Below are 26,968 nucleotides of genomic sequence, written 5' to 3' on the forward strand. Positions count from 1 at the left end.
GTCTGGTGGCGTTTCCGCATATGGCGAGCAGGGGCGGCGTGGGGCCTATGTCCTGAAGCGGCTGATCCTCTTATTTGACCGGACACTGAGCGTCGGGTCCGTGATGGCCCGGCATCGTGCGCTTACCTTCGTCCTTGTACCGTCCATCGGATTTTCGGGGGAAATTCTCATGCCTCTTTGCACTGCCGTACTCGCCGCGGCTCTCCTGTCCGGTCCCGCGCCTGCGGATCCGGCTCCGCTGTCCGCCAAGGAGCCGATGTCGCCCGGCAAGCAGATCGCCGCCATGGCGATGAACCACCCGGAGGAGCCCGACTTCGTCGCGTCCAAGGCCCTGGACATCCTGGACAAGGGCGCGAAGGTCGGCCCGTTCTTCCCGGCGGACGACGAGTCCGACAACCGGGCGAACGGCCCGGCGACGAACGGCCAGAGCGCCCAGGGCCCGACAGCCGGCAGGCAGGCGCCCGGCGGCGGCACGGCCGACAGCCGGCAGGCCGGCACGCAGCCGGCCGGAGGCCCCGCAGGGGGCAACCCGCTGGCCGGCGTCCCGGTGGTGGGCGGCAGGCCCGCCGGCGGCCAGATGAACGGGAACCAGGCGAACGGCTCGCAGCCGGGCTCCATGTTCACGATGCCCGCCACCGGCAAGAACAACAGCCAGCGCTCGCCGCAGGACGTCTTCCTTCACCCCACGTCCAACCAGCCGACGTACACCAAGCTGTCCGGCAACGACTTCGCGGGCAAGCCGCCGAGCAAGCAGGCCGACGACGAGGACGCCGGCGCCTGGGCGCGGCCGCTCCAGGGGTGGGGCATGCCGAAGGCGGGCAAGGCGAAGCACGCCGTCAAGGCCAAGCCCAAGGCCCAGGTCAAGGCGCAGCCCAAGGCGGCCGCCGACGACTTCTGGAACATGCCGGGCTGGGACTGAGCGCCCGCGCCGCGGTGAGGTGACGCGGTGGCACGACGGAGGGGTGAGCCGGGCCGGCTCACCCCTCATCCTTGTCCGCGGGCCCTGGCGGCGTGACCCAGGTCGACGACCTCCACCAGGTCGGCGAGATCGACGTGGGCCGCCACCTCCGCGACCGAGGCGCAGTAGCCGATGTGGTAGCCGAGGTGCCGTACGCGCAGCAGCGGGCGGCCCTCGATGACGACCGGGTCCACCTCGTGCCCCTCCGAGCTCACCCACCTGCGCATGCGGGAAGAGTAGGAAACGCCAGGTCATGGGCGGGTAAACGGGTCAGTGGCGAGCCTGGGGACGAGCCAATGCGGACACAAGACTGCAAAATCGGCGAAAACCGGCTCGATCTCCGGGTATGGGGGCAACCGTCGGGACCGAGGGGACCGGGGCCGGGGTGATCGGCATGACGAGCGGGTGGACGTTCGAGGGGCAGCCCAGCGCCATCGGTGGAGGCGCCATGACGCTCGTGGCCGGGGGATCGTTCTGCGTGTCGGCCCGCAACGGCGACATCCTGCCCGGGGCGGCGCAGGGGATCTACTACGCCGACACCCGGCTGCTGTCCCACTGGGAACTGCGCGTCGACGACGGCCCGATCGAGGAGCTCCAGGTGGTGACCGGCGAGCCGTACCACGCGACCTTCGTCGGCCGGGCGGCGCCGCGGCCGGGGCAGGCGGAGAGCACGCTGCTGGTCGTGCGCGACCGGTACGTCGGCGGCGGGCTGTCGGAGGACGTCACCATCCGCAACATGTCCCATGAGCCGGCCGGCTGCATGGTGACCCTGCACATCGGCTCCGACGTGTGCGACCTGTTCGAGGTGAAGACCCACCGGGTGCACTGGGTGGCCGACGTGACGACCACGGCGGAGGAGCGGTCGCTGCGGATGTTCTCCGTCAGCAAGGGCAGGGGGGTGCGGGTGGTCGCCAGAGCCGACGGCACCCCGGTGCTGCCGGTGGTCAACCCGCGCCTGCTCGTCTTCCGCGTGGTGGTGCCGCCGCGCGGCGAGTGGGGGGCCTGCCTGCAGGCCAACCCGATCATCGACGGGGTCGAGACCGCGCCGTGGTATTCGGAGAAGCGGCTGTCGCCCGCGCTGGCCCGGCGGGCGGGACAGCTGTTCGAGTGGGACAAGCGCCTGCCCAAGGTGACGACGACCAACACCGCTCTGGCGGGAATCCTGCGCCAGTCCCACAACGACCTCGGCGCGCTGCGGCTGTTCGACCCCGAGCATCCCGAGCTGCCGCCCACCGTCGCGGCCGGGGCCCCCTGGTTCATGACGCTGTTCGGCCGCGACTCGCTGCTCACCTCGTGGATGGCCCTGCCGCTCGACCCCGAACTGGCGCACGGCACGCTCGGCCGGCTGGCCGCCCTGCAGGGCACCAAGATCGACCCGTTGACCGAGGAGGAGCCCGGGAAGATCATGCACGAGCTGCGCTACGGCGCCCGGCAGGACGACACGTCGGCCGGCGGGCACGCCTACTACGGCTCGGTCGACTCCAGCCCGCTGTTCGTCATCCTCCTCGGCGAGCTGCGCCGCTGGGGCCTGCACCGGGCGGCGGTGGAGCGGCTGCTCCCGCACGCGGACGCCGCGCTGGAGTGGATCGAGCGGTACGGCATGCGTGACGGGTTCCTGTGGTATCAGCGGAAGACCGACCAGGGCCTGCTCAACCAGGGCTGGAAGGACTCCTTCGACGGCATCAACTTCGCCGACGGCACGATCGCCCGGCCGCCCATCGCCCTGGCCGAGGTGCAGGGGTACGTCTACGCCGCCTGCATCGCCCGCCACTACTTCGCCCAGGAGGCGGGCGACACCGAGACCGAGCGGCGCTACCGGGAACGGGCCGCCGAACTGCGCGCCCGGTTCAACGAACGGTTCTGGCTGCCCCACCGCGGCTACTTCGCGGTCGGGCTCGACCACGATGGCCGCCCGATCGACGCGCTCGCCTCCAACATGGGCCACTGCCTGTGGTCGGGCATCGTCGATCGCGACAAGGCGGGGACCGTGGCCGAGCACCTGCTGTCGCCCCGGATGTTCACCGGCTTCGGCATCCGCACCCTCGCCTCCGACATGGGCGCCTACAACCCGATGAGCTATCACAACGGGTCGGTCTGGCCGCACGACAGCGCGCTCGTGGCGGCCGGGCTCATGCGCTACGGATTCGTGGAGGAGGCCCAGCGCGTCGCCACCGGCCTGCTCGACGCCGCCCGCGCCTTCGGCGACCGGCTCCCCGAGCTCTTCTGCGGGTTCGACAGGGCGGAGTTCGACGTGCCGGTGCCCTACCCGACCTCGTGCTCCCCGCAGGCGTGGGCCTCGGCCACCCCGATCCAGCTCCTGCGGCTCCTGCTGCGCGTCGACCCGTGGGTGCCGTACGGCAAGGTGTGGCTCGCGCCGGTGCTGCCCAAGGGGTTCGGGGAGCTGCGCATCTCCGGCTTTCCGCTCGCCGGTGCGCGGGTCGATCTGGAGGCCCGGGAGGACAGCGGCGAGGTGTACGTGAGCGGCCTGCCCGAGGAGGTGCGCCTCATCACGGAGCCCCGCCCGCCGGCGAGCGCCGGCATCCGGCCCTGTTCCCCCTGAGCCGGCCGGGCCTTGCAGGGGGCGGCTGCCGGAGCGGGGCGAGCGCCGATCGCCTCGGGCATAGTGGAGCCATGGCCGAGGACCTGAACTACTACTCGACGCTCATCGCGGTCGCCGACGACTGCCCGGTGACCGCTGCGGAAGTGCCCAGGGCCCGGGGCGGCAAGCCCACCGTCGCCGTCCTCCAGTACGAGCTGATCTCCGGCGCGCCGTACGGGCTGACGCAGGAGGACGTGTTGTTCGAGACCTGGCTGCGCCGCCAGGACCTGCCGGCGGACCTGCCCGGCGAACGGCGCGCGGAGCTCAGGAAGGAGTTCTTCTCCCGTTCCCAGGCGTGCCTGAGGTCGTCGCCGCTGGCGAAGAGGTACGGCTGGGGGCTGCTGTTCGACCGGGACGGCCGGATCGCGCTGTGCCCCATGGAGTCGGAGGAATACCGGCGCCTGGTGGAGGGCGCGTCCCACGGTGCGCAGGCCGGTGCGCAGGCCGGTGCGGACGGCGGCGTGCGGGTGCTCAAGGCAATGCGCTCACGCCGCTCCTGACGTCGCGAGGCTCACGCCGCTCCTGACGCCGCCCGTTCCCCACGCGGAGGCCGGGCCGTCCCCGGTTTGCCTCGACCGGCCCGGGGTACGCGGTTAGCGGACTTCAGCCGGGCGCGGCCGGGGGAGGGCGAGCGTCATGAGCGATGTCGAACTCAGCGTGCGGATCCCGATCGGCGAGGTCGTGCTCGACGCCGACGTGGCGGTTCCCCGGGAGGCCAGAGGAGCGGTGCTGTTCGCCCACGGCAGCGGCAGCGGCCGGCACAGCCCGCGCAACCGCTACGTCGCCAGGGAACTGCAGCGGGCCGGACTGGCCACGGTCCTGGCCGATCTGCTCACGGCGGAGGAGGAGCGCGTCGACGCCGTCACCGGCCACCTGCGCTTCGACATCGGCCTGCTCGCCGACCGGGTGGGCGCGCTGGCCGACCGGCTGCCGGAGGACGAGGTCGTCGGCGGCCTGCCCATCGGCCTGTTCGGCGCGAGCACGGGCGCCGCCGCCGCGCTCGTCGCCGCGGCGACGCGGCCCGGCGGTGTCGGGGCGGTGGTGTCCAGGGGCGGCAGGCCCGATCTCGCCGCGGGCGCGCTCCGCTCGGTGCGCCAGCCGACGCTGCTGATCGTGGGGGAGCATGACTCCGTCGTCCTCGACCTCAACCGGGAGGCGATGCGCGCGATCACCGCGCCGGTACGGCTGGAGATCGTGCCGCGCGCCACGCATCTGTTCGAGGAGCCGGGCGCGCTGGAGACGGTCGCGCGGCTCGCCCGCGACTGGTTCCTGCACCACCTGGCGGGTGGAACGGCCCCCGCGTGAGCTGCCCCGCTACGATCTGACCTCATGGAACAGCGCGTGTTGGGCAGGACGGGCAGGCAGGTCGGCGTCGTCGGGCTGGGGGCGTGGCAGCTCGGGGCCGACTGGGGCGAGGTGAGCGAGGCCGACGCCCTGGCCACGCTCAACGCCGCGGTCGACGCCGGGACCACCTTCATCGACACGGCCGACGTGTACGGCGACGGCCGCAGCGAGAAGATCATCGGGAAGCTGCTCAAGGAGCGGCCCGGCCTGACCGTGGCCACGAAGATGGGCCGCAGGGTGCAGCAGACGCCGGAGGTCTACACGCTGGACAACTTCCGCGCCTGGACCGACCGCTCCCGCGCCAACCTGGGCGTCGACACGCTCGACCTGGTGCAGCTCCACTGCCCGCCGAGCGCCGTCTTCGAGACCGACGAGGTCTTCGACGCGCTCGACACGCTGGTCGCCGAGGGCGGCATCGCCGCGTACGGCGTGAGCGTGGAGACGGTGGCCGAGGCGCTGATCGCGATCGCGCGCCCCGGCGTGGCCACCGTGCAGATCATCCTCAACGCCTTCCGCCTGAAGCCGCTGGACGAGGTCCTGCCCGCCGCCGAGAAGGCCGGGGTGGGCATCATCGCCCGGGTCCCGCTGGCGAGCGGCCTGCTGTCGGGCAAGTACGGCCCGCAGACGGTCTTCGCCGAGGACGACCACCGCAACTTCAACCGCCAGGGTGAGGCGTTCGACGTCGGCGAGACCTTCTCCGGGGTCGAGTACGGCGTGGGCCTCCAGGCGGTCGAGCGGCTGCGCGGCCTCGTGCCCGAGGGCATGACGATGGCGCAGTTCGCGCTGCGCTGGATCATCGACCAGCCCGGGGTCAGCGTCGTGATCCCCGGTGCCCGCAACCCTCAGCAGGCCGAGGCCAACGCGGCGGCGGCGCAGTTCCCGCCGCTGCCGGCCGAGACCCACGACACGGTCCGCGAGGTCTACGACGACCTGATCCGCCCGCAGGTCCACCACCGCTGGTGACGACCCGTTCGGCGCCCGCCCGCGTGGGGTGACGCGCATCCGATCAGGGGGATCCGCTCGAATCACCCTACGTGGAGACGTGGGAGACCACACGGAAGAGGGCGGCCGAGGCTGACGGCGCGCCTCCAGGGCGGTCCGGACCGCGCCCGGACGGGCCGCGCCCCGGCCGGTCGCATCGGAGCAGCGCCGACCTGAGCAGCGCCCGCCTGAGCGCCCGTGTGAGCAGGGCGTGGCTGCCCGGGGGCCGGCCGCCCGGAGGGTGGCCGTGTGGGCTGCCGGATGGTTCGCGGCTGAACGCGGCCGGCGTGGTCGCGCTGGCCGCGATGGTGGCCGCCCAGATCGCGACGGGACTGCGGCCCCAGGACCTGCGCCTCACCACCGCGGTCGTCGTCCTGCTCGCGGTGAGCGCACTCGCCTTCGCGGCGGCGGCGTACACCCCGCGCCGGGCTGCGGCCGCGTTCGCGGCGGCCGTGGCGGCCGGTTACGTCGCCGAGTGGATCGGCACGAGGACGGGCCTGCCCTTCGGCGACTACCGCTACACCGACGCCCTGTGGCCGCGGCCCGGCGGCGTCCCGCTGATCGTCGCCCTCGCCTGGGGCGGCATGGGCCTGGCCGCCCACGCCCTCGCCCGCCGTGTGGCGCCGCGTGGCCGGCCGGCGCCGATCCTCGCCGGAGCGCTGGCGCTCACCGCGTGGGATCTGTTCCTCGACCCGCAGATGCTCAGGCTCGGACTGTGGGTCTGGGCGGAGCCGGGGCCCTACCGCGGCGTGCCGCTCACCAACTTCGCCGGCTGGCTGCTGGTCTCCGTCCTGGTCATGGCGGTTCTCGACCGCCTCACCGGCCGTGCCGCCGCCGACCTACCAGCCTCGGGCGGACGGGCGGCGGGGACGACCGGGCTCGTCGTCCTCTACACGGTCATGGCGGTGATGGAGACCGTCGGCTTCGCCGTGGTCTTCCGGCCGCCCGATCCGTTCGTGGCGGCCGCCGGAGGGCTCGCGATGGGCGCCTTCGCCCTGCTCGCGTGGGGGCGCGCATGGCGGAGGTGATCGTGGCCGGGGGCGGCGTCGGCGGCATGGTGGCCGCCCTGCTGCTCGCACGGGACGGGCACGACGTGCGGATCTACGAGCGGCTGCCCCGGCTCGGCGGCAAGCTGGCCGAGCACAGGCGGGACGGATTCACATTCTCGATCGGCCCCTCGCTGCTCACGCTGCCCGGCCTCTTCCTCGACCTCGGCGTGCCGCTCGAGTTGCTCGAACTCGACGAGCTGTGCCGCTATCGCTTCGCGGACGGCTCGACGCTGTCCACCTATCGGGACCCGGAGCGTACGGCGGAGGCGGTGGACCGGCTCGCGCCGGGCGAGGGCCGCAACTGGCGGGCCTTCCACCGCTGGGCCGAGCGCTGCCTGGCCGCCTCCGCGCGCACGTTCTTCGCGGGACCGCCGTCCGGGCCCGTCGTCGAGCCGCCGTACCGGCCGTCGGCGGGTCGGCGGCCCGGTGATCGGCCCGGTGATCGGCCCGGTGATCGGCTCGGAGATGGGCCGGGCGGGCCGGCGGGCGGGCAGCCGAGCGGGCCTCTCCCGCGCCCCCGGCTGGGCGACCTGCTCGCGGTCGCGCCGGGCCGCACCCTGCATGGTCTGGCGGGCCGCTTCTTCCGGGACGCCCGCCTGCGCCAGTACGTCGACCGCTACGCCACCTACGCCGGGTCGAACCCCTACCGGGCGCCCGCCGCTCTTGGCTGCGTCCCGGCCATCGAGCACGGTGACGGCGGGTGGTACGTGCGGGGCGGGCTGCCCCGCCTCGCCGACGCGCTGGCCGCGTCGCTCGACAAGGCGGGCGTCGAGATCCGTCTGGAGACCGAGATCACCGAGGTCGTCGCCGATGCGGAGCGGGTCGGCGGCGTCCGCACGGCCCTCGGCGAGACGGTCGGGGCCGACATCGTGATCGTCAACGCCGACGCGGCCTCCCTCTACGGGCGGCTCCTGCCCGACCGCGCCCGGCTGCGCAGGATCGCCCGGCTCGGCCTGTCGTCGTCCGCCTTCCTGATGCTCGCCGCCGTGGAGGGGCGGACCGAGGGCCTGGCGCACCACACGGTGGTGTTCTCGGCCGACTACCGGCGCGAGTTCGGCGACATCTTCGACCGGCGGCGTCCGCCGGAGGACCCCACGGTCTACATCGGCTGCCCGGCGGTGGCCGACGCGACGCAGGCTCCCGCGGGCGCGGAGAGCTGGAGCATGCTGGTGAACGTCCCCGCCGGCGACCCCGCGCGCTGGCCGACGCCGCCCGAGGCGTACGCGGAGCTCGTCCTCGACCGGCTGGCGAGCCGGGGGTACGACCTGTCCGGACGGCTGCGCTTCCTCGACCTGGTGACCCCGGCCGACCTGCGCGACCGGTACGGCGCGTGGGGCGGGGCGATCTACGGCGGCGCGTACGGCGGCCCGTTCGCCCCTTTCCGCCGTCCCGGCAACCGGGGGCCCCGGCGCGGCCTCTACCTCGTCGGCGGGTCCGCGCATCCGGGAGGCGGGCTGCCACTGGTGGCGATGGGCGGGCGGATCGTGGCCGCGCTGGTGCGCCGGGACTTCCCCCCTTCCGCGCGGCGGCCGAAGGAGGCGGGACGGTGACGGCCAGGGCGGCCAGGGCGACCGAGGCGGCCAGGACGGCCAGGGCGACCGAGGCGGCCAGGGTGAACGGGACGGCCGGGCGCCCGCGGGCCGGGGCCGCCGCACGGGTGCTCGCCGCCGCCCAGGCGGTCGCCGCCGTCGTCGTGCTCGCACGGCTCGCCCGCGGCCGCCGGCGCCTTCCCCCGCTCGCCGCGCCTGTGCCGGACACGTCTCCCGGAAGCGGCCCGGCGGCGTGGATCGGCCGGGACGGAAGCCCGGGGGGTGGAAGTCCGGAAATCTCGGTGGTCATCCCGGCCAGGGACGAGGAGCGGCGGCTCGGCCCCTGCCTGCGGGCGGTGCTGGCCGACCCCGCCGTCACCGAGGTGATCGTGGTGGACGACGAGTCCTCGGACGGCACCGCGAGGCTCGCCGCCGCGTACGGGGCGACGGTGATGCGCGGATGCCCGCTGCCGGACGGCTGGGTGGGCAAGCAGTGGGCGCTGCACCAGGGACTCCGAAGGGCGCGCGGCGAGATCGTGGTCACCCTGGACGCCGACACCCGGCCGTGTCCCGGCCTGTTCGGCGCGCTCGCCGCCGCCCTCGCAGACCACGACCTGGTCAGCGCGGGCCCGCGGTTCGTCTGCGACGGCCTCGCCGAGCAGGCGCTGCACGCGTCGTTCCTCGCCACGCTGGTCTACCGGTTCGGCCCCATCGGGCCCCCGGCCCCGCCGCCGCCCCACCGGGTGGTGGCCAACGGCCAGTGCCTGGCCTTCCGGCGGGAGGCGATGCGGCGGGCCGACGGCTTCGCCCGGGTGCGCGGCCACATGACCGACGACGTCGCGCTCGCCAGGACCCTGGCCGCCGACGGCTGGAGGGTCGGCTTCCTCGACGCGGGAGGCCTGCTGGAGGTCGACATGCACGAGTCGGCGGCCGAGGTGTGGCGGGAGTGGGGGCGTTCGCTGCCGCTGCGCGACGTCACCCGCCCCGCCTGGCAGGCCGCCGACCTCGCCGTCGTCTGGCTCGCCGCCGCGTTGCCCGCGCTCCGCCTGGCCGCCGGGCGGCCGACCCGGCTCGATCTGGCGCTGCTCGCCGTACGGGTGCTGCTGACCGCCGCGCTGCGGCGCAGCTATGCCCGTCCGGGCGCGGGCGTGGCGCTGTCGTTCCTGCTCGACCCGGCCACGGCCGTACGGCTGACGCAGGCGACGCTGCGGCCCGTCAGAACCTGGCGGAGCCGCGCCTATCACCCGGGCCGCCCCTACCTTCCTGGCCGCCGCGACCGGGCCGACCGCGCCGTCCCCGCGGCCTTCGCCGATGCCGTCAGGTGCGGCGCGCGGCCAGCGCCGCCTGCCCGAAACGCAGCCCGATGAGGCACATCAGCGCGCCGGTCGCGGCGACGTGGCCGATCGGCGCGAACGGCAGTTGCAGCAGCGGGATCGCGAAGACCCCGGCCCTGGCCCCGATCGCGAACGACCGCGTGAGCAGGAACGTCACCGCCAGAAGCGCGAGCGCGAGCACGAACGCGGGCGGGCAGAGCACCGCCATGCCCCCGGCGAAGGTCAGCACCGACCGCCCGCCGCGGAACCCGGCGAAGACCGGCCAGGCGTGCCCGATCATCGCGGCCCCCACCGCCAGATACGCCGCCGGGGCGCTCGGGCCGGTGACCACTCCCGGTCCGGTCGTGTGCGCGCCCCCCGCCAGCAGCCCGAGCAGCCCGGCGAGCACGCCCTTGGCCATGTCCCCGGCGAACACCGGCGCGGACGCCCGGCGGCCGAGCCGTTCGCGCACGTTCCAGAAGCCGGGGTTGCGGTCGCCCACCTCCCGGGGATCGACGCCCCGCCGCCCCGCGACCAGCACCGCCACCGGGATCGAGCCGAGAAGGTAGCCGCCGATGAGCGCCACCAGCATGGGGACGAGCGGCGGGAGCGTCGTCACCTTCCACCTCCAGAGATACGCCGACCGGGGGGCGATGCGTCACATGGCCTTCGACCGCCCGGTGCTGCGCCGCACCGGCGGGCTGCTGTTCTGGCGGCTGCTCGGCACGGGCCGGGGGCCGTCGATGACCCTCGGCGCCGATCTGCGCCGCTGGGCGCTGCTCGCCGTCTGGCGGGACGAGCGGGCGCTGGAGGAGTTCCTGGCACGCTCGCCGATCCCCGCCAGGTGGCGGCGCGAGGCGACCGAGACCTGGCACGTACGGCTCGCGCCGACCGCCTCGCGCGGGCGCTGGAACGGCGTCGAGCCGTTCGTCCCCGTGGCCGGCGGTCCTGATGGGGGCCCTGATTGTGGCCCGCGCAGCGGCCCGGTGGCGGTGCTGACGCGGGCGTCGATCCGGCCGTCGCGGCTGGCCGCGTTCTACCGGTCCGTGCCCGCCGTCGAGCGGTCGCTGCGCGCCCAGGAGGGTTGCCTCGCCTCCGTCGGGCTGGGGGAGTGGCCGCTGGCCAGGCAGGCCACCTTCTCCCTGTGGCGCGACGCCGCCGCCGTACGCGCGTTCGCCTACGCCGGGCGGGCGCACCGCGAGGTCGTCGAACGGGTCCGTGCTCACGACTGGTACTCGGAAGAGCTGTTCGCCCGGTTCATCCCGTACGCGAGCGCGGGCACCTGGGACGGCGCCGACCCCCTCACCGATCCCCGAGCCGTCCCCTGAGCCCGGTGAGCCTCCTGAGCCGGACCCGGGCCCGGCCGCGTGGGAGATCACCGCCCGGGGTGGATGGCGAGGCGGTCGCCGAGACGGGCCACGACCTCGCCCTCGGCCAGGTCGCACGCCACCACGCAGGCCCTGGCGATGGTCCCGGCCCGGGAGGAGCCGTGCGCCACGACGACGGTGCGGGTGAGCCCGAGCAGGGCCGCGCCGCCGTGCGTCTCGGGGTCGTAGCGTCGCGCCACCCGGCCGAGGCCGGCGGACCCGGCCACGCCCTCCTGCGCCGCGAGGGCGAGCGTGGCGCGCACGGTCCCCTCCACGTTCTTCAGCACGACGTTGCCGGTGAAGCCGTCGGTGACGATCACGTCGACTGCCCCGGTGAGCACGTCGCCGCCCTCGACGTTGCCGTGGAAACGCAGCGGCATGCCGCGCAGCAGGGCCTCGGCCCGGCGGGTCAGCCGGTTCCCCTTGCCGGGCTCCGCGCCGATCGACAGCAGCCCCACGCGGGGGTCGGCCACGCCCAGCACGAGCTGCGCGTACGACGCCCCGAGCAGCGCGAACTGGGCGAGCATCTCCGGCGTCGGATCCACGGTCGCGCCGGCGTCGATCAGCACGGTGGCCCCTCCCGCCGTCGTCGGCAGCGCCACGGCCAGCGCGGGGCGCAGCACGGCGGGCGCGGTGCCCAGCCGGTCGACCGCGCAGGCGACCACGGCCCCGGTGGACCCCGCCGACACGAGCGCCGCGCCCGCTCCGGCCCGCACGAGGTCGAAACCGACGGCCAGGCTGGAGCCGACCATGCGGACCGCACCCGCGCCCCGCTCGGTCATCGGCACGACGTCGGCGGCGTGCGCGACGTCGATCTCGCCCGCCGCCCCGAGCCGGGCCAGTTCCCGGCGTACGACCCCGGCCTGGCCGACGAGGACGACCGGCACGCCGTGCTCTCGCCACGCCTCGACCGCGCCCCGCACGATCTCCACGGGCCCGTGGTCCCCGCCCATGGCGTCCACCACGACCGGCCGGGCCGGCACGCCCCGCTCGCGGGCGGGAATCCTCGGCCCGGGGACCGGACCGGCACCCGGCGCGGCGTCCTGCCCGGGATCCACGTCAGGCCACCTCCACACGGCGCTCGGCCTGCGCGGCGGCACGCGCGGCGAGCAGGTGCCTGGCGAAGATCACGAGCCTGCGCCGCCGGGGGACCTTGGCCCGCCTGGCCAGCACGTCGTGCCCTGCCGCCTCGACCTCGTCCAGGATGCCGCCGTACAGCTCGTACGCGGCCCTGATGCACGGCCGGGACGACGGCGCGAGGAGCGCGATCCCGTCGCGGGCCCGCCGGTAGTGGTCGCGGGCGCGGTCGCATTCGTAGGCCACCAGTTCCCGCACGGCCGGTGTGGCGTGCGGCGCGGCCAGGTCGGCCTCGGTCACGCCGAACTTGTCGAGGTCGGACAGCGGCAGGTAGACGCGGCCCCGCGCCAGGTCCTCGCGCACGTCGCGGATGAAGTTGGTGAGCTGGAAGGCCAGCCCGAGCTGGCGGGCGGGCTCGCGGGCCCGCCCCTCCTCGCCCGGCAGGGCCTCCAGCACCGGAAGCATCATCGTCCCGATGACCGCCGCCGAGCCCTCCATGTAGCCCAGCAGGTCGTCGTAGGTCGCGTACCGGTCCACGGTGAGGTCGGCGCGCATGGACGCGAGGAACGCCCGCACGTCGGCCTGGTCGATCCCGAACGCCCGCACCGTGTGCGTGAACGCGGGAAGCACCGGATCGCGGACGCGCTCCCCGTCGAGCGCGGCGGCGAGCCGGGAGGACAGGCGCTCCAGCGCCGCGGCCCGGTCGCCGGTCAGCGCGAGCGAGTCGACGATCTCGTCGGCGTAGCGGGCGAAGCCGTACAACGCGTGGACGTGCGGCCGTTTCCAGGCGGGCAGCAGGCGGGTGGCCAGGTAGTACGAGCGGCCGTAGCTCGCGTGCAGCCTGCGGCACCGCTCGTAGCCGGCCGTCAGCGTCGCGGCCGGCGCCGGGTACGGCGTGCTCGGCGTGCTCGGCGTGCTCATGGGGCGCTCTCCAGGATGCGTTCCGCGGCCAGACGGCCGGAGATCAGTACGGGCGGCACCCCGACCCCGGGAGCGGTGTACATGCCCGCGAAGTGGAGGCCGGGGACCCGCCGGGCCGCGCCGGACGGGCGGAACCATGCGGTCTGGGTGAACCGGGCGTCGAGCGCGAAGGGCGTGCCGGCCGAGTGGCCGCGCCGCCGCCAGGCGGGGGGATCGAACACCAGCCGGGGCGTGCCGGACAGATCGCCGTATCCGAGGCCGGCGAGCCGCTCCACCATGCGGTCCACGAGGCGGGGGGTGAGGGTGGTCCAGTCGGCGCCGCTCCGCGTGTTCGCGGTGGGCTCCAGCACGCTGAGCACGGCGGGCCCGCCGTCGGCCCGCCCGTGGTTGTGCGGCCCGTGGTTGTCTGGCCCGTGGTTGTGAGGACAGGTCACCAGCAGGCTCGGGTCCGGCTGCGGCCTGCCCGCCTCCAGCGCCGCGAACGTCGCCTCCCACTCCCGCCCGAAGTGCAGGGTGTGATGGGCCTGCCCCTCCGGGCGCCGGTCGAGCGCGAAGTGCGCCACCAGGCAGGAGGGGGAGAACCGGGGCCGCCTCAGCCGCCAGTCGGCCGCCTCCTCCGGCAGCAGGCCGTCGCCGCCTCGCCGGCCGTGCGCCCGGACCAGGTCGCAGGCCACCACGGCGTGCCGGGCGGCGAGCCGTTCGCCGGTGTCGAGGCGGACGGCGACGACCCCCGCCCCGTCGGTCTCGATCCGCGTGGCCCGCACGCCGTACCGGAAGACCGCCCCGGCCTTCTCCGCGGCGGCGGCCATGGCGCGGGGGACGGCGTGCATGCCGCCCTCCCGGGGGAAGTAGACCCCGCCGACCGTGTCCATGTGGGCGATCACCGCGTACACGCCGAGGGCGCGGCGTGGCGACAGGCCGACGTACAGCGCCTGGAAGGTGTGCGCCCTGATCAGCCGCTCGTCGGTGAGGTGACGCCGCACGAGCCCGTCCAGCCGGCGGAAGCCGCCGAGCGCGGCCAGCCGCGCCAGCGCGTACGGCCGGGCCAGCGCGCGCAGCCGGGTCATGTCCCGGTCGATGAACGTGTCCCACTCGGCCTCGAACATCTCTCCCAGCAACCGCCGGAACCGCCGGTAGCGCCCGGCCTCCGCGGGCCCGCACAGCGCCCGCACCTGCTCGGCCATCGCGTCGGCCCCCGCCACCACGTCGAGCCGCGACCCGTCGTGGAAGGTTAGCCGGTAGTACGGATCGAGCCGCCGCAGCGGCAGCCAGCGCTCCAGATCCTGCCCGGCGGCGGCGAAGGTGTCGGCCAGCACTCCCGGCATCGTCAGCACCGAGGGACCGGTGTCGAAGCGGTGGGATCCCAGGGTCGCCGTGCCGCAGCAGCCGCCCGGCACGTCGGCGGCCTCCACGACCGTCACCTCACGGCCCGCCCCGGCCAGGCGCATCGCGGCCGACAGGCCGCCCAGCCCGGCGCCGATCACCACCACGGGTCCGCCCGCGCTCATCGGCCCGCCCTGCCCGCAGCGGGCCCGGCGGCGCCGAGGTCGTCGGGCGAGCCGCCGGAGGCCCGGTGCCCCCAGTACACGAACGCCGGCCGCAGCCGCCTGCCGCCGCACGCGACGAAGTCGGCGAGGTGACGCCGCAACACCTCCCGGTCGTCGGGGCCGAGGAAGGACAATCGGTTCATCTCGCGCCGGAGCAGCTTGTCGCGGGTGCGGTCGAACAGGTCGGAGAGGTGGCGATCGAACGGCTCCCGCGTCTCGTCCGGAACGCTGCCGGTCTCGCGGGTCAACGTCAGCATGCGCACTGCTCCTTCGATCGTTACGGTGATCGGCGGCGCCGTCAGTAGAGTTTTCGCGCCCGCCCGCTCCGGCGGTTGCATCCGTGCCGGGCCCCCGGGCCGAAACAAGGTCAGGGGCGGCCGGGAGTGCCGTGCCCGGTGCCCGGCAGCCCGGCCACATGACGGCGCCACATGGAGGCGCGACATACGGGTGGCCGGAGGACGGCGAGCGGCCGCGACGACCGGACGGACAGGCACGGGGTGAGCACGTGACGCGCGAGGGCGGATCGGGGGCCGGCGAGAACGCGGCCGCCGAGGAGGAGCCGGGCTACGGCATCGGGGCCGTCTCCCGGCGGCTCGGCGTGCCCGCGTCCACGCTGCGCACGTGGAACCTCAGGTACGGCATCGGCCCGAGCAGGCGCAGCCCCGGCGGGCACCGCCGTTACGACGACGCGGACCTGCGCCGCCTGGAGGAGATGAACCGGCTGATCCGGGCCGGGATGCCGCCGGCCGACGCCGCCAGGCAGGCGCTGCGGCCGCGGTCCGCGCCCGGTGAGCGAGCGGCCTCCCCGGCCGGGGAGGGGGCCGCCGCGCCGCCGGAGTCGCCCGGGCGGCCGGAGCCCGCCGTGCCGTTCGAGTCTCCCCGTCCGTTCGAGTTCCCCCGGTCGCCGGAGTACCCAAGGCCGTCGGAGTACCCAAGGCCGTCGGAGTACCCAAGGCCGTCGGAGCACCCCAGGCCGCCGGAATCCGCGGTGCCGCCCGCCTCCGCCGTACGGCCGGCCACGGAACCCGGACTGCTGTCGGCGGCCATGCTGGCCCGCGCGGCGACGGCGCTTGACGCCGCGACCGTGAGCGCGGGACTGGACGCGGCGCTGGCCGCGCACGGCGTCGTGTGGACGTGGGAGCGGCTCGTGCTGCCGGTGTTCGCGGCCGTCACGCGCAGGCAGCAGGACACCGGCACCGGGATCGATGTCGAGCACCTGTTCTCCGACCGGCTCCAGGCCGCGCTGGCGCGGTTCTCCGCGCGTGCGCCCTCGCCCGTGCATCCCCGTCCCGTCCTGCTGGCCGGTGCGGAGGAGGAGCAGCACGCGCTGCCGATCCACGCGCTGGCCGCCGCGCTCGGCACGCTCGGGGTGGAGGCCCGCGTGCTCGGGGCCCGGACGCCGTACGCCGCGCTGTCGGATGCCATGCGCCGCCTCGGTCCCGCTGCCGTGTTCGTGTGGTCGCAGATCAGGGAGACGGGCGACCCCGCCCCGCTGGCCGCTCTGCCGAGGCTCCGCCCCGCCTGCCGCATCGTGGTCGGCGGTCTCGGATGGTGGGACGACCTTCCTACGCACGTCGTCCGGGTGAACACGTTTCGTGACGCCATCTCGGCGGTAATGACCACTCTGCGGTGAATTCGCCGTCTTTGATGCATTTTTGATCCGGCGTTCGGCCCCCATGGTTGTCCGCCTCGAACACGGGCAGCTATGAATAGGTTTTGAATAAGTTTCTGTCCAAGGGGGGCCGATGGAGGAGACCCTGGAGTTCCGCCTCGCCGCGGGGGACACGGGAGCGCTGGGGGAGTGCTACCGGGTGCACTCCCCGGCCGTACGCTCCTACCTGCGCAAATTCGTGCCGCCCCAGGACGTGGAGGACGTCCTGCAGGTCGTCTTCACCGAGGTGTGGCGCTTCCGGCACCGCTTCGACCCGGGCCGCAGCCTGACGGCCTGGCTGTTCGGCATCGCCCGCAACCGGGCGGTGGACCACCTGAGGGCGCGTACCCCGGCGACGGTCCCGCTGGAGGCGGTTCCCGACCCGGCGGGACGCGACGGCCGGCTGGACGGCGAGGAGTTCGCCGACCGCGACCGGATCAGGCGCGCGCTGGCCGCGCTGCCGCAGGTGCAGCGCCAGGCGATCGAGCTGGCCTACTACGGGGACCTGACCCAGCGGGAGATCGCCGAGCACCTGCGGGTCCCGCTCGGCACGATCAAGGCGCGTACGGCACGCGGCCTGCACCGCCTGTCCACGCTGCTGCGGCCGGCGGCCTGATCATGGAGCCCGCGGAAGGCATCAGGCCCAGGGTCGCCGTGTCGAGCTGCCTGCTCGGCGCTCCCGTACGGTTCAACGGCGGCCACAGCCGTGACCGGTTCCTGACCGCGGAGCTCGCGGAGCACGTGGACTGGGTGCCGGTCTGCCCCGAGATCGAGATCGGCCTCGGCGCCCCGCGCGAGACGCTCCGCCTGCAGCGCTCCCCGGACGGGCCCCGGCTCGTCACGCGCCGGACGCACGAGGATCTGACCGCCCCGATGACCGCGCTCGCCGCCGAGCGTGCCGCCGGTCTGGCGGACGTCGACGGATACGTGTTCAAGTCGCGGAGCCCGAGCTGCGGGCTGCACGGAATTCCCGTGTACGCCGAGTCCGGCGCCGCGGCCGACCGGCGGGGCAGGGGAATCTTCGCCGCCGCCGTCATCGCCGCCCGCCCCGAACTGGCCGTCGAGGACGAGGGCCGGCTGCACGACGCCGTGCTGCGGGAGGCGTTCGTCGAGCGGATCTTCGCCTCGGCCCGCCTGCGGGCCCTGCTGGCCGGCGACTGGCGCCCCCGCGACCTGGTCGCCTTCCACGCCCGGCACAAGATGCAGATCCTCGCCCACGCGCCCGCGGCGTACCGGGAGATCGGGCGGCTCGTGGCCGCGGCGGGCGAGCGCCCACGGGAGGCGCTGGCCCGGGAGTACGGCCGGGCGTTCCTGGCGGCCCTCGCCACCAGGGCCACGGTCGGGCGTCACGTCAACGTCCTGCAGCACTGCCTCGGCATGATCGCCCCGGAGCTCGATCCGGTCCGCCGGGCCGACCTGGCCGAGGTGATCGCGTCGTACCGGGCCCGCGAGGTCGCCCTCGCGGTGCCGCTCGCCCTGCTCCGGCACCACGCGAGGGGCGCGGCGGCCCAGTACGTCCAGGCCCAGTACGTCCACGTCGTCCAGGCGCGGTACGTCCGCGACCAGACCTACCTGTCCCCGTATCCCGACGCGCTGCGCCTGCGCAACCACATCCCCGCATGAGCGCGGGCCGGCGGGAAGGAAGAAGACCCATGAGACGCACATCGAAGAAGACGCTGCTGCGCACGGCCCTCGCCGTGACGGCCGCCGCCCCGGTCGGCGGCCTGTCCACCGACCGGCACAACCCGATAGCACGGCACAACCCGGAGGCCTGAGGTCAGCCGATCGCGCGGCGGAAGCGCTCGCCGAGCCCGGCCAGCCGTTCGACCGGCTCGTTGGCGAACACGAGCCGCAGGTAGTGCGCCCCCGAAGGGCCCCAGCCGTCCATGGGCGTGGCGGCGACCTTCCCCCGGTCGAACAGCAGCCGGGACAGCTCGGCGGGCGTCAGCCCGAGCGGGCGGGTGTCGACCAGGGCGGACCAGCCGCCGTGCGGCGGGACGACCGGATAGCCGGCCAGTTCGCGGAGGACGGCGTCGCGGCGGCGGGCCCACACCGCGGTGGCCGCCGCCACGTCCGCCTCGGCGTCCGGCGCGTCCAGGGCGGCCGCCACCGCCTCCTGGGCGATCCCCACCTGGCAGACGACGTTGGTGAGGCCGACCAGGCGGATGTCGGCGAGGACGGCGGCCGGCCCCACCACCCAGCCGACCCGCCAGCCGATGAGCCGCAGCTCCTTCGACGCCGAGCCGACGGTGATCGTGCGGCCGGCCAGTTCGTCGCGGGCGGCGGGATGGCTCGGAGCCCGGCCGTCGAAGCGGATGCGCTCCATCGCGGCGTCGTAGATCAACCAGGCGTCGTGCCGCTCGCACGCGGCGGCGAGCGCCGCCCAGTGGCGGTCGTCGAGCACGAGCCCGGTCGGCATGAGCGGGCTCATCATCAGCACCGCGGCGGTCCGCCCGGTGACCGCCGCGGCCAGCTCCTCCGGGTCGAGCGTCCACCCCTCGGCCGTGGCCCCGGCGGGCACGAAACGGGGGACGCCGCCCGCCAGCCGCACCCGGTTGACCAGCCCCGCGTAGACGGGGTCGCACAGCACGACCTCCTGACCCGGCTCGACGGTGGCGAGCAGCGTGTTCAGCACGCCGTTGAGCCCGCCCGCGACGCTGACGCACTCGGTGTCCGGGTCGTACGCGCGCCCGGCCAGGCGGCCCACGTGCGCGGCGGCGGCCGTACGCAGGGAGCGGCGGCCCTGGAACGGCAGATAGCTGTTGGCCGCGTCGTCGTCGAGTGCGGCCCGGGTCGCCTCGATCGCGACGGCGGGCGGCCGGAGATCGGTGTCCAGGTTCTCCAGCCGCAGCAACTCCGGATCGTCCGCCGCGTCGGCGGCGTCGCCGACGGCGTCGACCCCGATGCCGGGGATGTCGCGGAGCCGGGACACGGTCATGGCAACTCCGTTCGCTCAACTGGTATCTCCGTACCACTATGCTGATACGCGTGAACATGGCGCAAGTGGTCGGCGACAACGTCCACCGGCTGCGGAACGCGGCCGGCATCTCCCTGGCGGACCTCGCGGCGGCGGGCGGGATCAGCAAGACGACCCTGCACGGCATCGAGCAGGGTGCGGGCAACCCCACCCTCGGCACGCTGTGGGCCCTCGCCACCGCGCTCAAGGTCTCACTGGGGGAGTTGATCGAACCGCCGGCTCCCGTCGTGGAGGTCGTGCGCGCGGACGACGAGCGGCCCGCCGTGACCGGAGACGCCGTGGGCGCCCGCCTGCTGCACCGCATCCGGCTGCGCGGCACCGTGGAGGTCTACGCGATCGAGGTGGCCGCGAACGGGCAGGAGTCGCAGGCCCACCTGCCCGGGGTCGAGGAGTGCCTGGTCCTCACGGGCGGCCGGATCACGGCCGGGCCCGCCGACGCGCCGGTGGACCTGTCGGAGGGCGACTCGCTGCGGTTCGAGGCCTCCCGGCCCCACGTCTACCGGGGCCACGACGAGCGCAACCAGGCCGTGCTGCTCATGCTCCACCCCGATCCGCCCGGCACCTGAGCCCGCCACCCCGCCCCAGGGCCGGCGCGGGGCCACGTCCGCCAGGAGTGCCCGGGGGATCGGCGGCGACGGCCCGGTGCAGGGACGCCTATAGCCTTGGGATGGCCGCGTTCCCCAGGCGGCGTGTTGTGAGGTGGCATGGTCTCGTCCCTGTTCGACCGGCTGGTCGCCGGCGACCACGTGTGCAACGTCTACGACGACGAGGAGCAGCGGCTCGCCGCCGTCGCCCGTTTCGTCCGCGCCGGCGTCGGCGGCGGCAACAGGGTCGTCCACTTCTCGGTCGGCTCCCCGGAGCAGGTCGTGGACGAGCTCGTGGCCCAGGGGGTCGATGCCCCGGCGCTGTGCGAAACCGGCGCATTGCACGTGTACGCCGCGGGGAACACGTGCCTGGCGTCGGGCTCCTTCGACCCGGAGGCGGCGGTCGACGGCTGGCGTCGGGCGCTCGCGGAGGCCCTCGACGCGGGCTACGCCGGCCTGTGGGTGCTGGGCGACATGGCCTGGGCGGCCTCGGAGATCTCCGGCGCCGAGCGCCTCCACCGGTACGAGGCCGAGGTCAACCGGGTTTTCTCCGGCGGCCGGGCCCTCGCCATGTGCCTGTACGACCGGCGGACGATGCCGCCGGAGGCGCTCGACCGGATCTCCGCCGCCCACCCCTCCCGGCTCGGACCCGGGCCGGACGAGAGCTGGGTCCCGCTGTTGCGCATGCGTCGGACGGCCGTTCCACCCGGCCTCGCGCTCGCCGGCGAGGTCGACGCATCCAACCGGGAGGCGCTGGCCGCGACGCTCGCCGGACTGCGGGAGGACCTGCCGGACGCGCCCGGGCCGCTGACCGTCGACCTGTCGGGGCTGCGCTTCGCCGACGCGGGGGTCGCACGGCTGCTGATCGAGGGCCACCGTGCCCTTCCCGGAGGGATCAGAGTGGTCGGGTGCCCACCTCAGGTCGCCCGGCTGTTACGGGTGATGGGCGGCGAGGAGATCCTTGGAGCCGTCGACTGGGCGGAGGCGACGGCATGACCGGGTTCGACCACATCGGGCTGCTGTACCGGGACGAGGACGAGTACGCCGCGGGATGCGCCGCCTTCCTCCGGCAGGCTCTGGCCGCCGAGGAGCCCGCGATGGTCGCCGTGCCGGGCGGCAACGGCGAGCTGATCCGGGCCCGCCTCGGGAGCGACGCCCATCGGGTCGTCTTCCGGGACATGAGCGTCGCGGGCCGGAACCCGGGGCGGATCATCCCGTCGGTCCTGCTCGCCTTCCTGCGCGAGCACGCGGGCCGGCGCGTCTGGATCATCGGCGAGCCCATCTGGGACGGGCGCAGCGAGATCGAGTATCCCGCCTGCGCCCAGCACGAGGCCCTCATCAACGCGGTCTTCGCCGGTGAGGAGGCCGCGATCCTGTGCCCGTACGACGTGGCGCGGCTGAACCCGGAGGCGGTCGCCGACGCGCACCGGACCCATCCCGTCATGCAGGACGCGACCGGCGTCTGGGACAGCCCGGCCTACACCGACCCGATCGAGACCGCCGCCGCGTTCGACGTCCCGCTGCCCGCCCCTCCGCCGGCCGCGGCTGCCTACCGCTTCGAGGGCCTGCGGGCTCTGCCGGCGCTGCGCGCGTTCCTGACCCGCGAGGCCCTCGCGGCCGGGCTCGGGGGGCGGCGCCTGAGCGAGATGCTCATCGCCGTGAACGAGCTGGCCACCAACACCGGGGAGTACACCGACGGGACCGGCACGGTGACGGTCTGGACCGAGCACGGGACGCTGGTGTGCCAGATAGACGACGGCGGCCGGATCGCCGACCCGCTCGCCGGGCGGGTGCCGCCTCCCGACCACGCCACCCACGGACGCGGCCTGCTCATCGCCCACGAGTTCGCGGACCTGGTCCGCATCCACCGGCACTCGCGGGGGACGAGCATCCGCCTCCACTTCGCCCTGTCGCCCGAGCGGGAACCGGCCGTCAGGCGACGGACGGCGCGCTGAAGAGGCTTGCCCGGTGAAGGATCCGTACGGGAATCAGCGGTAGCCCTCGGCGGCGGCCGTTCACTGGGCGGCGGCGTCGAGCACGCGGGAACGCTCGGCCTCCGCGGCCCTCTGGCACTCGAAGGCCGAGAGGATCGTGTCGAGGATCTCGCCGAACTGCCGCACCTGGCCGGGGGTGAGGGGGTCGAACAGCACCCGGCGGACCTCCTCGACGTGGCCCGGCGCCGCCTCCACGAGGGCGGCGAAGCCCTCGTCGGTGAGCTCTGCGACGGTCGTGCGCCGGTCCTCCGGCCGCTTGAGCCGCCGCACCCAGCCCTTCTCCTCCAGCCGGGAGACGGCGTGGGACAGGCGGCTGACCGAATACTGGAGCATGGCGGACAGCTCCGTCATCGTCATGGTCCGCCCGGGAGACTCGGAGAGGACCACAAGGATCATGTAGTAGGCGTGCGGCATGCCCGAGTCGCGCTGCAACTGCCGTTCGAGGGCCTCCTGGAGGAGCTGGCTCGTCCGCAGGTAGGCGCGCCAGGTGCGCTGCTCCTCCGGGTCGAGCCATCGGGTGCCGGACATGGCGCCAAGACTACCGGTCGGTGGGCACGCTGATTTGTGGGCGAAAGACCCTGGTTCGGCCGCTGCTGCTGGGAAAGTGTCAGGGGCATGGACGCATACGGGAACATCGACGCCTACTGGCGGGCCGCGAACTACCTGTCCGTCGGCCAGATCTACCTGATGGACAACCCGCTGCTGACCGAGCCGCTCAGCCCCGAGCACGTCAAGCCGCGGCTGCTCGGCCACTGGGGCACGACGCCCGGGCTCAACTTCTGCTTCGCCCACCTCAACCGGATCATCCGGGAGCGCGGCCAGGGCATGATCTACATCGCCGGCCCCGGTCACGGCGGCCCGGCGGCGGTCGCCCACGCGTGGCTCGAAGGCACCTACACCGAGCGCTACCCCCACGTCACCCAGGACGCCGAGGGCATGCGCAGGCTCTTCCGCCAGTTCTCCTTCCCCGGCGGCATCCCCAGCCACGTCGCCCCCGAGACCCCGGGCTCCATCCACGAGGGCGGCGAGCTCGGCTACGCCCTGTCCCACGCGTACGGCGCGGCCTTCGACAACCCCGGCCTGGTGGTGGCCTGCGTCGTCGGCGACGGCGAGGCCGAGACCGGCCCGCTCGCCACCGGCTGGCATTCCAACAAGTTCCTCAACCGGGACACCGACGGGGTGGTCCTGCCGATCCTGCACCTGAACGGCTACAAGATCGCCAACCCCACCGTGCTGGCCAGGATCCCGGAGGACGAGCTGATCAAGCTCTTCGAGGGGTACGGCTATCGCCCGCACATCGTCTCCGGCCAGGAGCCGATGGAGATGCACGAGCTCATGGCCGCGACCCTCGACACCGTCTTCGACCAGATGGCCGACGGCGGCCCACTGCCGATGATCATCCTGCGTACGCCGAAGGGCTGGACCGGGCCGCGCGAGGTCGACGGGCTCCCGGTCGAGGGCACCTGGCGCGCCCACCAGGTTCCGCTGACCGACGTACGGAACCGGCCCGACCGGCTGGAGGCCCTGGAGGAGTGGATGCGCTCCTACCGGCCGGAAGAGCTTTTCGACGCCGACGGACGGCCGGTCGAGACGATCACGCGGACGGTCCCGGACGGGCCGCTGCGGATGAGCGCCAGCCCGCACGCCAACGGCGGGGAGTTGCTGCGCCCGCTCGTGCTGCCCGACTTCCGCGACTACGCGGTCGAGGTCAAGGCCCCGGCGGCGGCCTCCAGCGAGCCGACCCGGGTCCTCGGGGCGTTCCTGCGCGACGTGATCGCGGCGAACCCGACGAACTTCCGGCTGCTCGGCCCGGACGAGACCGCCTCCAACCGCCTGTCGGCCGTCTTCGAAACGACGGACAAGGAGTGGGAGGCCGCCCTGCTGCCGACCGACGAGAACCTCGGTCCCCGGGGCAGGGTCATGGAGGTGCTCAGCGAGCACCAGTGCCAGGGCTGGCTGGAGGGCTACCTGCTGACCGGCCGCCACGGGCTGTTCAACTGCTACGAGGCGTTCATCCACATCGTGGACGCGATGTTCAACCAGCACGCCAAGTGGCTGGAGTCCTCCCGCAAGATCCCCTGGCGGCGGCCGGTCGCCTCGCTGAACTACCTGCTGTCGTCCCACGTCTGGCGCCAGGACCACAACGGCTTCAGCCACCAGGACCCCGGCTTCCTCGACGTGGTGGTGAACAAGAAGGCCGAGGTCGTCCGCGTCTACCTGCCGCCGGACGCCAACACTCTGCTGTCGGTCGCCGACCACTGCCTGCGCTCGCGCGACTACGTGAACGTGGTCGTGGCGGGCAAGCAGCCCGTGCTCGACCTGATGAGCATGGACGAGGCGATCGTCCACTGCACCCGCGGGCTGGGCATCCTCGACTGGGCCTCCACCGACCAGGGCACCGACCCTGACGTCGTGCTCGCCTGCGCCGGTGACGTGCCCACGCTGGAGACCCTGGCCGCCGCCGCGCTGCTCCGCGAGCACCTGCCCGAGCTGCGGATCCGGGTGATCAACGTGGTCGACCTCATGCGGCTGCAGCCGGCCTCCGAGCACCCGCACGGCCTGCGCGACGCCGAGTTCGACGCGCTGTTCACCACAGACCGGCCGATCATCTTCAACTTCCACGGCTATCCGTGGCTGATCCACCGCCTCACCTACCGGCGTACCGGGCACGACAACCTGCACGTGCGCGGCTACAAGGAGGAGGGCACCACCACCACGCCGTTCGACATGGCGATGCTCAACGACATCGACCGCTTCCACCTGGTGATGGACGTGATCGACCGGGTGCCCGGGCTGGGCAGCAGGGCGGCCCACCTGCGTCAGCGCATGGCCGACGCCCGGCTGCGCGCCCGCGCCCACACCCGCGAGTTCGGCGAGGACCCGGCCGAGATCCGCGACTGGACGTGGCCTTACTGATTCCGGACGGCGAGTCCGGCGGCGGGCGCGGCGCATCACCGCCATTCGCGGGCGGCGGCACCGGTAGCATCGGATGCGACCGGAGCCGTCGCTACGTGTGCGCGCGGCCACCGAGGTCCACGCATCGACCCTGTCCTAAGGAGCAACCGTGTCCGCCGCCCTTGAGATACGCATCACCCTCGCCGGAGCCGAGCGCGTGGTGGCGGCGGGTACGACGGCCGGGGAGGCGCTCGGCGCCGACGGCAGGTCGGTGATCGCCGCCCGGATCAACGGCGAGCTGCGCGACCTGGCCACCGAGGTCGCCGAGGGCGACGTGGTCGAGCCCGTCGCGATCGACAGCCCCGACGGCCGGGCCATCCTGCGCCACTCCACCGCGCACGTCATGGCCCAGGCCGTCCAGGAGATCTTCCCCGAGGCCAGGCTCGGCATCGGCCCGCCGGTCGAGAACGGCTTCTACTACGACTTCGACGTCCGCGAGCCGTTCACCCCCGACGACCTCAAGCGCATCGAGAAGCGGATGCGCGAGATCGTCAAGCAGGGGCAGACCTTCCGCCGCCGTCCGGTCGGCGACGACGAGGCCCGCGAGGAGCTCGCCGCCGAGCCGTACAAGCTGGAGCTGATCGGGCTGAAGGGCGGCGCCGCGGAGTCCGCCGAGGGCGCGAGCGTCGAGGTCGGCGGCGGCCAGCTCACCATCTACGACAACCTCGACCCCAAGACGGGCGAGCTGTGCTGGAAGGACCTGTGCCGGGGGCCGCACCTGCCGAGCACCCGGGTCATTCCGGCCTTCAAGCTCATGCGGTCCGGCGGCGCCTACTGGCGGGGCAGCGAGAAGAACCCGCAGCTCCAGCGCATCTACGGCACCGCCTGGGAGTCGCGCGAGAAGCAGGACGAGTACCTCAAGTTCCTGGAGGAGGCCGAGAAGCGCGACCACCGCAAGCTCGGCGCCGAGCTCGACCTGTTCTCGTTCCCCGACGAGCTGGGCTCGGGCCTGCCGGTGTTCCACCCCAAGGGCGGCGTGATCCGCCGGGTGATGGAGGACTACTCCCGCCGCCGGCACGAGGAGGCGGGTTACTCCTTCGTCAACACCCCGCACATCACCAAGGACAACCTGTACAAGATCTCCGGCCACCTCGACTGGTACGCCGACGGCATGTTCCCTCCGATGGAGCTGGAGGGCGCGCGCTACTACCTCAAGCCGATGAACTGCCCGATGCACAACCTGATCTTCAGGGCGCGCGGGCGGTCCTACCGCGAGCTGCCGCTGCGGCTGTTCGAGTTCGGCACGGTCTACCGCTACGAGAAGTCGGGCGTGGTGCACGGCCTGACCCGCGTACGCGGACTCACCCAGGACGACGCGCACATCTACTGCACCCGTGAGCAGATGCGCGACGAGCTCACCTCGCTGCTGCGGTTCGTGCTCGACCTGCTGCGCGACTACGGCCTGGAGGACTTCTACCTGGAGCTGTCCACCAAGGACCCGGAGAAGTACGTCGGCACCGACGAGACGTGGGAGGAGGCCACCCAGACCCTGCGGGAGGTGGCCGAGTCCGAGAAGCTGGAACTGGTCCTCGACCCGGGTGGCGCCGCCTTCTACGGTCCCAAGATCTCGGTGCAGGCCAGGGACGCGATCGGCCGGTCCTGGCAGATGTCGACCATCCAGCTCGACTTCAACCTGCCCGAGCGCTTCGGGCTGGAGTATCAGGCTCCCGACGGCACCCGGCAGCGGCCGGTCATGATCCACCGGGCGCTGTTCGGGTCGATCGAGCGGTTCTTCGGCGTGCTGGTCGAGCACTACGCCGGCGCCTTCCCGGCGTGGCTCGCCCCGGTGCAGGTCGTCGGCATCCCGATCGCCGACGCCCACGTGCCCTACCTGCAGGACGTCGCCAAGCGGCTGCGCGAGCACGGCATCCGGGTGGAGGTCGACGAGAGCGACGACCGCATGCAGAAGAAGATCCGCAACGCCCAGAAGGCCAAGGTGCCGTACATGCTGCTCGCGGGCGACGACGACATCGCGGCGGGCGCCGTCTCCTTCCGCTACCGCAACGGCGAGCAGAAGAACGGCGTCCCGATCGACGAGGCGATCGACGAGATCGTCGACGCCGTCCGCCGCCGCATCCAGGTCTGACGGCCCACCACCCCGAACGCGGGCGGCCCCACCCGG

Annotated in this window: 26 protein-coding genes; 18 read left to right on the forward strand and 8 right to left on the reverse strand. The window is 73.9% G+C overall.

What is annotated here, in order from left to right; translation table 11 throughout:
* Window positions 1-169 precede the first annotated feature (169 nt).
* On the forward strand, window positions 170-919 hold the full coding sequence (locus Msi02_RS18775) for a hypothetical protein (RefSeq protein WP_204049567.1): 750 nt from the start codon (window positions 170-172) through the stop codon (window positions 917-919).
* Window positions 920-984: 65 nt separating this feature from the next.
* On the opposite strand, the gene Msi02_RS18780 is transcribed toward Msi02_RS18775, so the two are convergent.
* Window positions 985-1,185, reverse strand: a complete 201-nt coding sequence (locus tag Msi02_RS18780) for a hypothetical protein (RefSeq protein WP_079320424.1) — start codon at window positions 1,183-1,185, stop codon at window positions 985-987.
* Window positions 1,186-1,352: 167 nt separating this feature from the next.
* Here Msi02_RS18780 and Msi02_RS18785 point away from each other — a divergent pair, with 167 nt between their 5' ends.
* The 7 genes from Msi02_RS18785 (at window position 1,353) to Msi02_RS18815 (ending at window position 9,827) form a co-directional block, all read left to right on the forward strand.
* Complete coding sequence (locus Msi02_RS18785) at window positions 1,353-3,518, forward strand: amylo-alpha-1,6-glucosidase (RefSeq protein ID WP_204049568.1); 2,166 nt, start codon at window positions 1,353-1,355, stop codon at window positions 3,516-3,518.
* A 71-nt stretch (window positions 3,519-3,589) separates the two neighbouring features.
* A complete protein-coding gene (locus tag Msi02_RS18790; protein WP_204049569.1) occupies window positions 3,590-4,057 on the forward strand; it encodes a DUF6157 family protein in 468 nt (155 codons plus the stop codon).
* Between the two features lie 136 nt (window positions 4,058-4,193).
* Window positions 4,194-4,862: a dienelactone hydrolase family protein gene (locus Msi02_RS18795; protein ID WP_204049570.1), complete on the forward strand. Its 669-nt coding sequence runs from the start codon at window positions 4,194-4,196 to the stop codon at window positions 4,860-4,862.
* A 24-nt stretch (window positions 4,863-4,886) separates the two neighbouring features.
* Window positions 4,887-5,864, forward strand: coding sequence for an aldo/keto reductase (locus Msi02_RS18800; protein ID WP_204049571.1), 978 nt, complete (start codon window positions 4,887-4,889; stop codon window positions 5,862-5,864).
* 218 nt (window positions 5,865-6,082) lie between these two features.
* Window positions 6,083-6,910: a carotenoid biosynthesis protein gene (locus tag Msi02_RS18805; RefSeq protein WP_239108506.1), complete on the forward strand. Its 828-nt coding sequence runs from the start codon at window positions 6,083-6,085 to the stop codon at window positions 6,908-6,910.
* Window positions 6,898-8,481, forward strand: coding sequence for a phytoene desaturase family protein (locus Msi02_RS18810; protein WP_239108507.1), 1,584 nt, complete (start codon window positions 6,898-6,900; stop codon window positions 8,479-8,481). The genes Msi02_RS18805 and Msi02_RS18810 overlap by 13 nt, the downstream gene beginning before the upstream one ends.
* Window positions 8,478-9,827 carry a glycosyltransferase family 2 protein gene (locus tag Msi02_RS18815; protein ID WP_239108508.1) on the forward strand — a complete coding sequence of 450 codons (1,350 nt, stop codon included), beginning with the start codon at window positions 8,478-8,480 and terminating at the stop codon, window positions 9,825-9,827. Before Msi02_RS18810 ends, Msi02_RS18815 begins: the two co-directional genes overlap by 4 nt.
* On the opposite strand, the gene Msi02_RS18820 is transcribed toward Msi02_RS18815, so the two are convergent.
* On the reverse strand, window positions 9,778-10,392 hold the full coding sequence (locus tag Msi02_RS18820; RefSeq protein WP_239108509.1) for a glycerol-3-phosphate acyltransferase: 615 nt from the start codon (window positions 10,390-10,392) through the stop codon (window positions 9,778-9,780). The genes Msi02_RS18815 and Msi02_RS18820 overlap by 50 nt on opposite strands.
* Here Msi02_RS18820 and Msi02_RS18825 point away from each other — a divergent pair.
* Window positions 10,349-11,101 carry a spheroidene monooxygenase gene (locus tag Msi02_RS18825; RefSeq protein ID WP_239108510.1) on the forward strand — a complete coding sequence of 251 codons (753 nt, stop codon included), beginning with the start codon at window positions 10,349-10,351 and terminating at the stop codon, window positions 11,099-11,101. The genes Msi02_RS18820 and Msi02_RS18825 overlap by 44 nt on opposite strands.
* 47 nt (window positions 11,102-11,148) lie before the next feature.
* Here Msi02_RS18825 and plsX read toward each other — a convergent pair whose 3' ends face one another.
* Genes plsX through Msi02_RS18845 form a run of 4 tightly spaced genes read right to left on the reverse strand, consistent with a single transcriptional unit; the run spans window position 11,149 to window position 14,942 of the window.
* Window positions 11,149-12,198, reverse strand: coding sequence for a phosphate acyltransferase PlsX (gene plsX / locus Msi02_RS18830; protein ID WP_239108511.1), 1,050 nt, complete (start codon window positions 12,196-12,198; stop codon window positions 11,149-11,151).
* Between the two features lies 1 nt (window position 12,199).
* Window positions 12,200-13,138, reverse strand: coding sequence for a phytoene/squalene synthase family protein (locus Msi02_RS18835; RefSeq protein ID WP_204049572.1), 939 nt, complete (start codon window positions 13,136-13,138; stop codon window positions 12,200-12,202).
* A complete protein-coding gene (locus tag Msi02_RS18840) occupies window positions 13,135-14,646 on the reverse strand; it encodes a phytoene desaturase family protein (RefSeq protein ID WP_204049573.1) in 1,512 nt (503 codons plus the stop codon). The genes Msi02_RS18835 and Msi02_RS18840 overlap by 4 nt, the downstream gene beginning before the upstream one ends.
* Window positions 14,643-14,942: a hypothetical protein gene (locus Msi02_RS18845; protein ID WP_204049574.1), complete on the reverse strand. Its 300-nt coding sequence runs from the start codon at window positions 14,940-14,942 to the stop codon at window positions 14,643-14,645. The genes Msi02_RS18840 and Msi02_RS18845 overlap by 4 nt, the downstream gene beginning before the upstream one ends.
* Window positions 14,943-15,190: 248 nt before the next feature.
* Between Msi02_RS18845 and Msi02_RS18850 the strand changes: the two genes are divergently transcribed.
* The 4 genes from Msi02_RS18850 to Msi02_RS44005 all read left to right on the forward strand — a co-directional run bounded on the left by Msi02_RS18850 (window position 15,191) and on the right by Msi02_RS44005 (window position 18,111).
* Window positions 15,191-16,318 carry a MerR family transcriptional regulator gene (locus Msi02_RS18850; protein WP_239108512.1) on the forward strand — a complete coding sequence of 376 codons (1,128 nt, stop codon included), beginning with the start codon at window positions 15,191-15,193 and terminating at the stop codon, window positions 16,316-16,318.
* A gap of 112 nt (window positions 16,319-16,430) precedes the next feature.
* Window positions 16,431-16,952 carry an RNA polymerase sigma factor gene (locus Msi02_RS18855; protein WP_204049576.1) on the forward strand — a complete coding sequence of 174 codons (522 nt, stop codon included), beginning with the start codon at window positions 16,431-16,433 and terminating at the stop codon, window positions 16,950-16,952.
* A 2-nt stretch (window positions 16,953-16,954) separates the two neighbouring features.
* Window positions 16,955-17,959, forward strand: a complete 1,005-nt coding sequence (locus tag Msi02_RS18860) for a YbgA family protein (RefSeq protein WP_204049577.1) — start codon at window positions 16,955-16,957, stop codon at window positions 17,957-17,959.
* A gap of 29 nt (window positions 17,960-17,988) precedes the next feature.
* Complete coding sequence (locus tag Msi02_RS44005) at window positions 17,989-18,111, forward strand: hypothetical protein (protein WP_275414153.1); 123 nt, start codon at window positions 17,989-17,991, stop codon at window positions 18,109-18,111.
* 2 nt (window positions 18,112-18,113) lie between these two features.
* Here Msi02_RS44005 and Msi02_RS18865 read toward each other — a convergent pair whose 3' ends face one another.
* The gene (locus Msi02_RS18865; RefSeq protein ID WP_079316496.1) at window positions 18,114-19,274 is read right to left on the reverse strand and encodes a pyridoxal phosphate-dependent aminotransferase; all 1,161 of its coding nucleotides are present in this window, start codon (window positions 19,272-19,274) and stop codon (window positions 18,114-18,116) included.
* A gap of 56 nt (window positions 19,275-19,330) precedes the next feature.
* Between Msi02_RS18865 and Msi02_RS18870 the strand changes: the two genes are divergently transcribed.
* From Msi02_RS18870 to Msi02_RS18880, 3 genes are all read left to right on the forward strand, one after another.
* Window positions 19,331-19,879: a helix-turn-helix domain-containing protein gene (locus tag Msi02_RS18870; protein WP_239108520.1), complete on the forward strand. Its 549-nt coding sequence runs from the start codon at window positions 19,331-19,333 to the stop codon at window positions 19,877-19,879.
* 138 nt (window positions 19,880-20,017) lie between these two features.
* Window positions 20,018-20,893, forward strand: coding sequence for an MEDS and STAS domain-containing protein (locus Msi02_RS18875; RefSeq protein ID WP_204049579.1), 876 nt, complete (start codon window positions 20,018-20,020; stop codon window positions 20,891-20,893).
* A complete protein-coding gene (locus Msi02_RS18880; protein WP_204049580.1) occupies window positions 20,890-21,852 on the forward strand; it encodes an anti-sigma factor RsbA family regulatory protein in 963 nt (320 codons plus the stop codon). The genes Msi02_RS18875 and Msi02_RS18880 overlap by 4 nt, the downstream gene beginning before the upstream one ends.
* A 60-nt stretch (window positions 21,853-21,912) precedes the next feature.
* Here the strand turns inward: Msi02_RS18880 and Msi02_RS18885 are convergent, their stop codons facing one another.
* Window positions 21,913-22,419, reverse strand: a complete 507-nt coding sequence (locus Msi02_RS18885) for a MarR family winged helix-turn-helix transcriptional regulator (protein ID WP_204049581.1) — start codon at window positions 22,417-22,419, stop codon at window positions 21,913-21,915.
* Between the two features lie 87 nt (window positions 22,420-22,506).
* Here Msi02_RS18885 and Msi02_RS18890 point away from each other — a divergent pair, with 87 nt between their 5' ends.
* Window positions 22,507-24,807, forward strand: coding sequence for a phosphoketolase family protein (locus tag Msi02_RS18890; RefSeq protein WP_204049582.1), 2,301 nt, complete (start codon window positions 22,507-22,509; stop codon window positions 24,805-24,807).
* A gap of 148 nt (window positions 24,808-24,955) precedes the next feature.
* Entirely contained in the window at window positions 24,956-26,932 is a 1,977-nt protein-coding gene (gene thrS, locus Msi02_RS18895; RefSeq protein ID WP_079316503.1) for a threonine--tRNA ligase, read from the forward strand.
* Window positions 26,933-26,968 lie beyond the last annotated feature (36 nt).

The organism is Microbispora siamensis (genome assembly GCF_016863095.1).
Classification (GTDB): domain Bacteria; phylum Actinomycetota; class Actinomycetes; order Streptosporangiales; family Streptosporangiaceae; genus Microbispora; species Microbispora siamensis.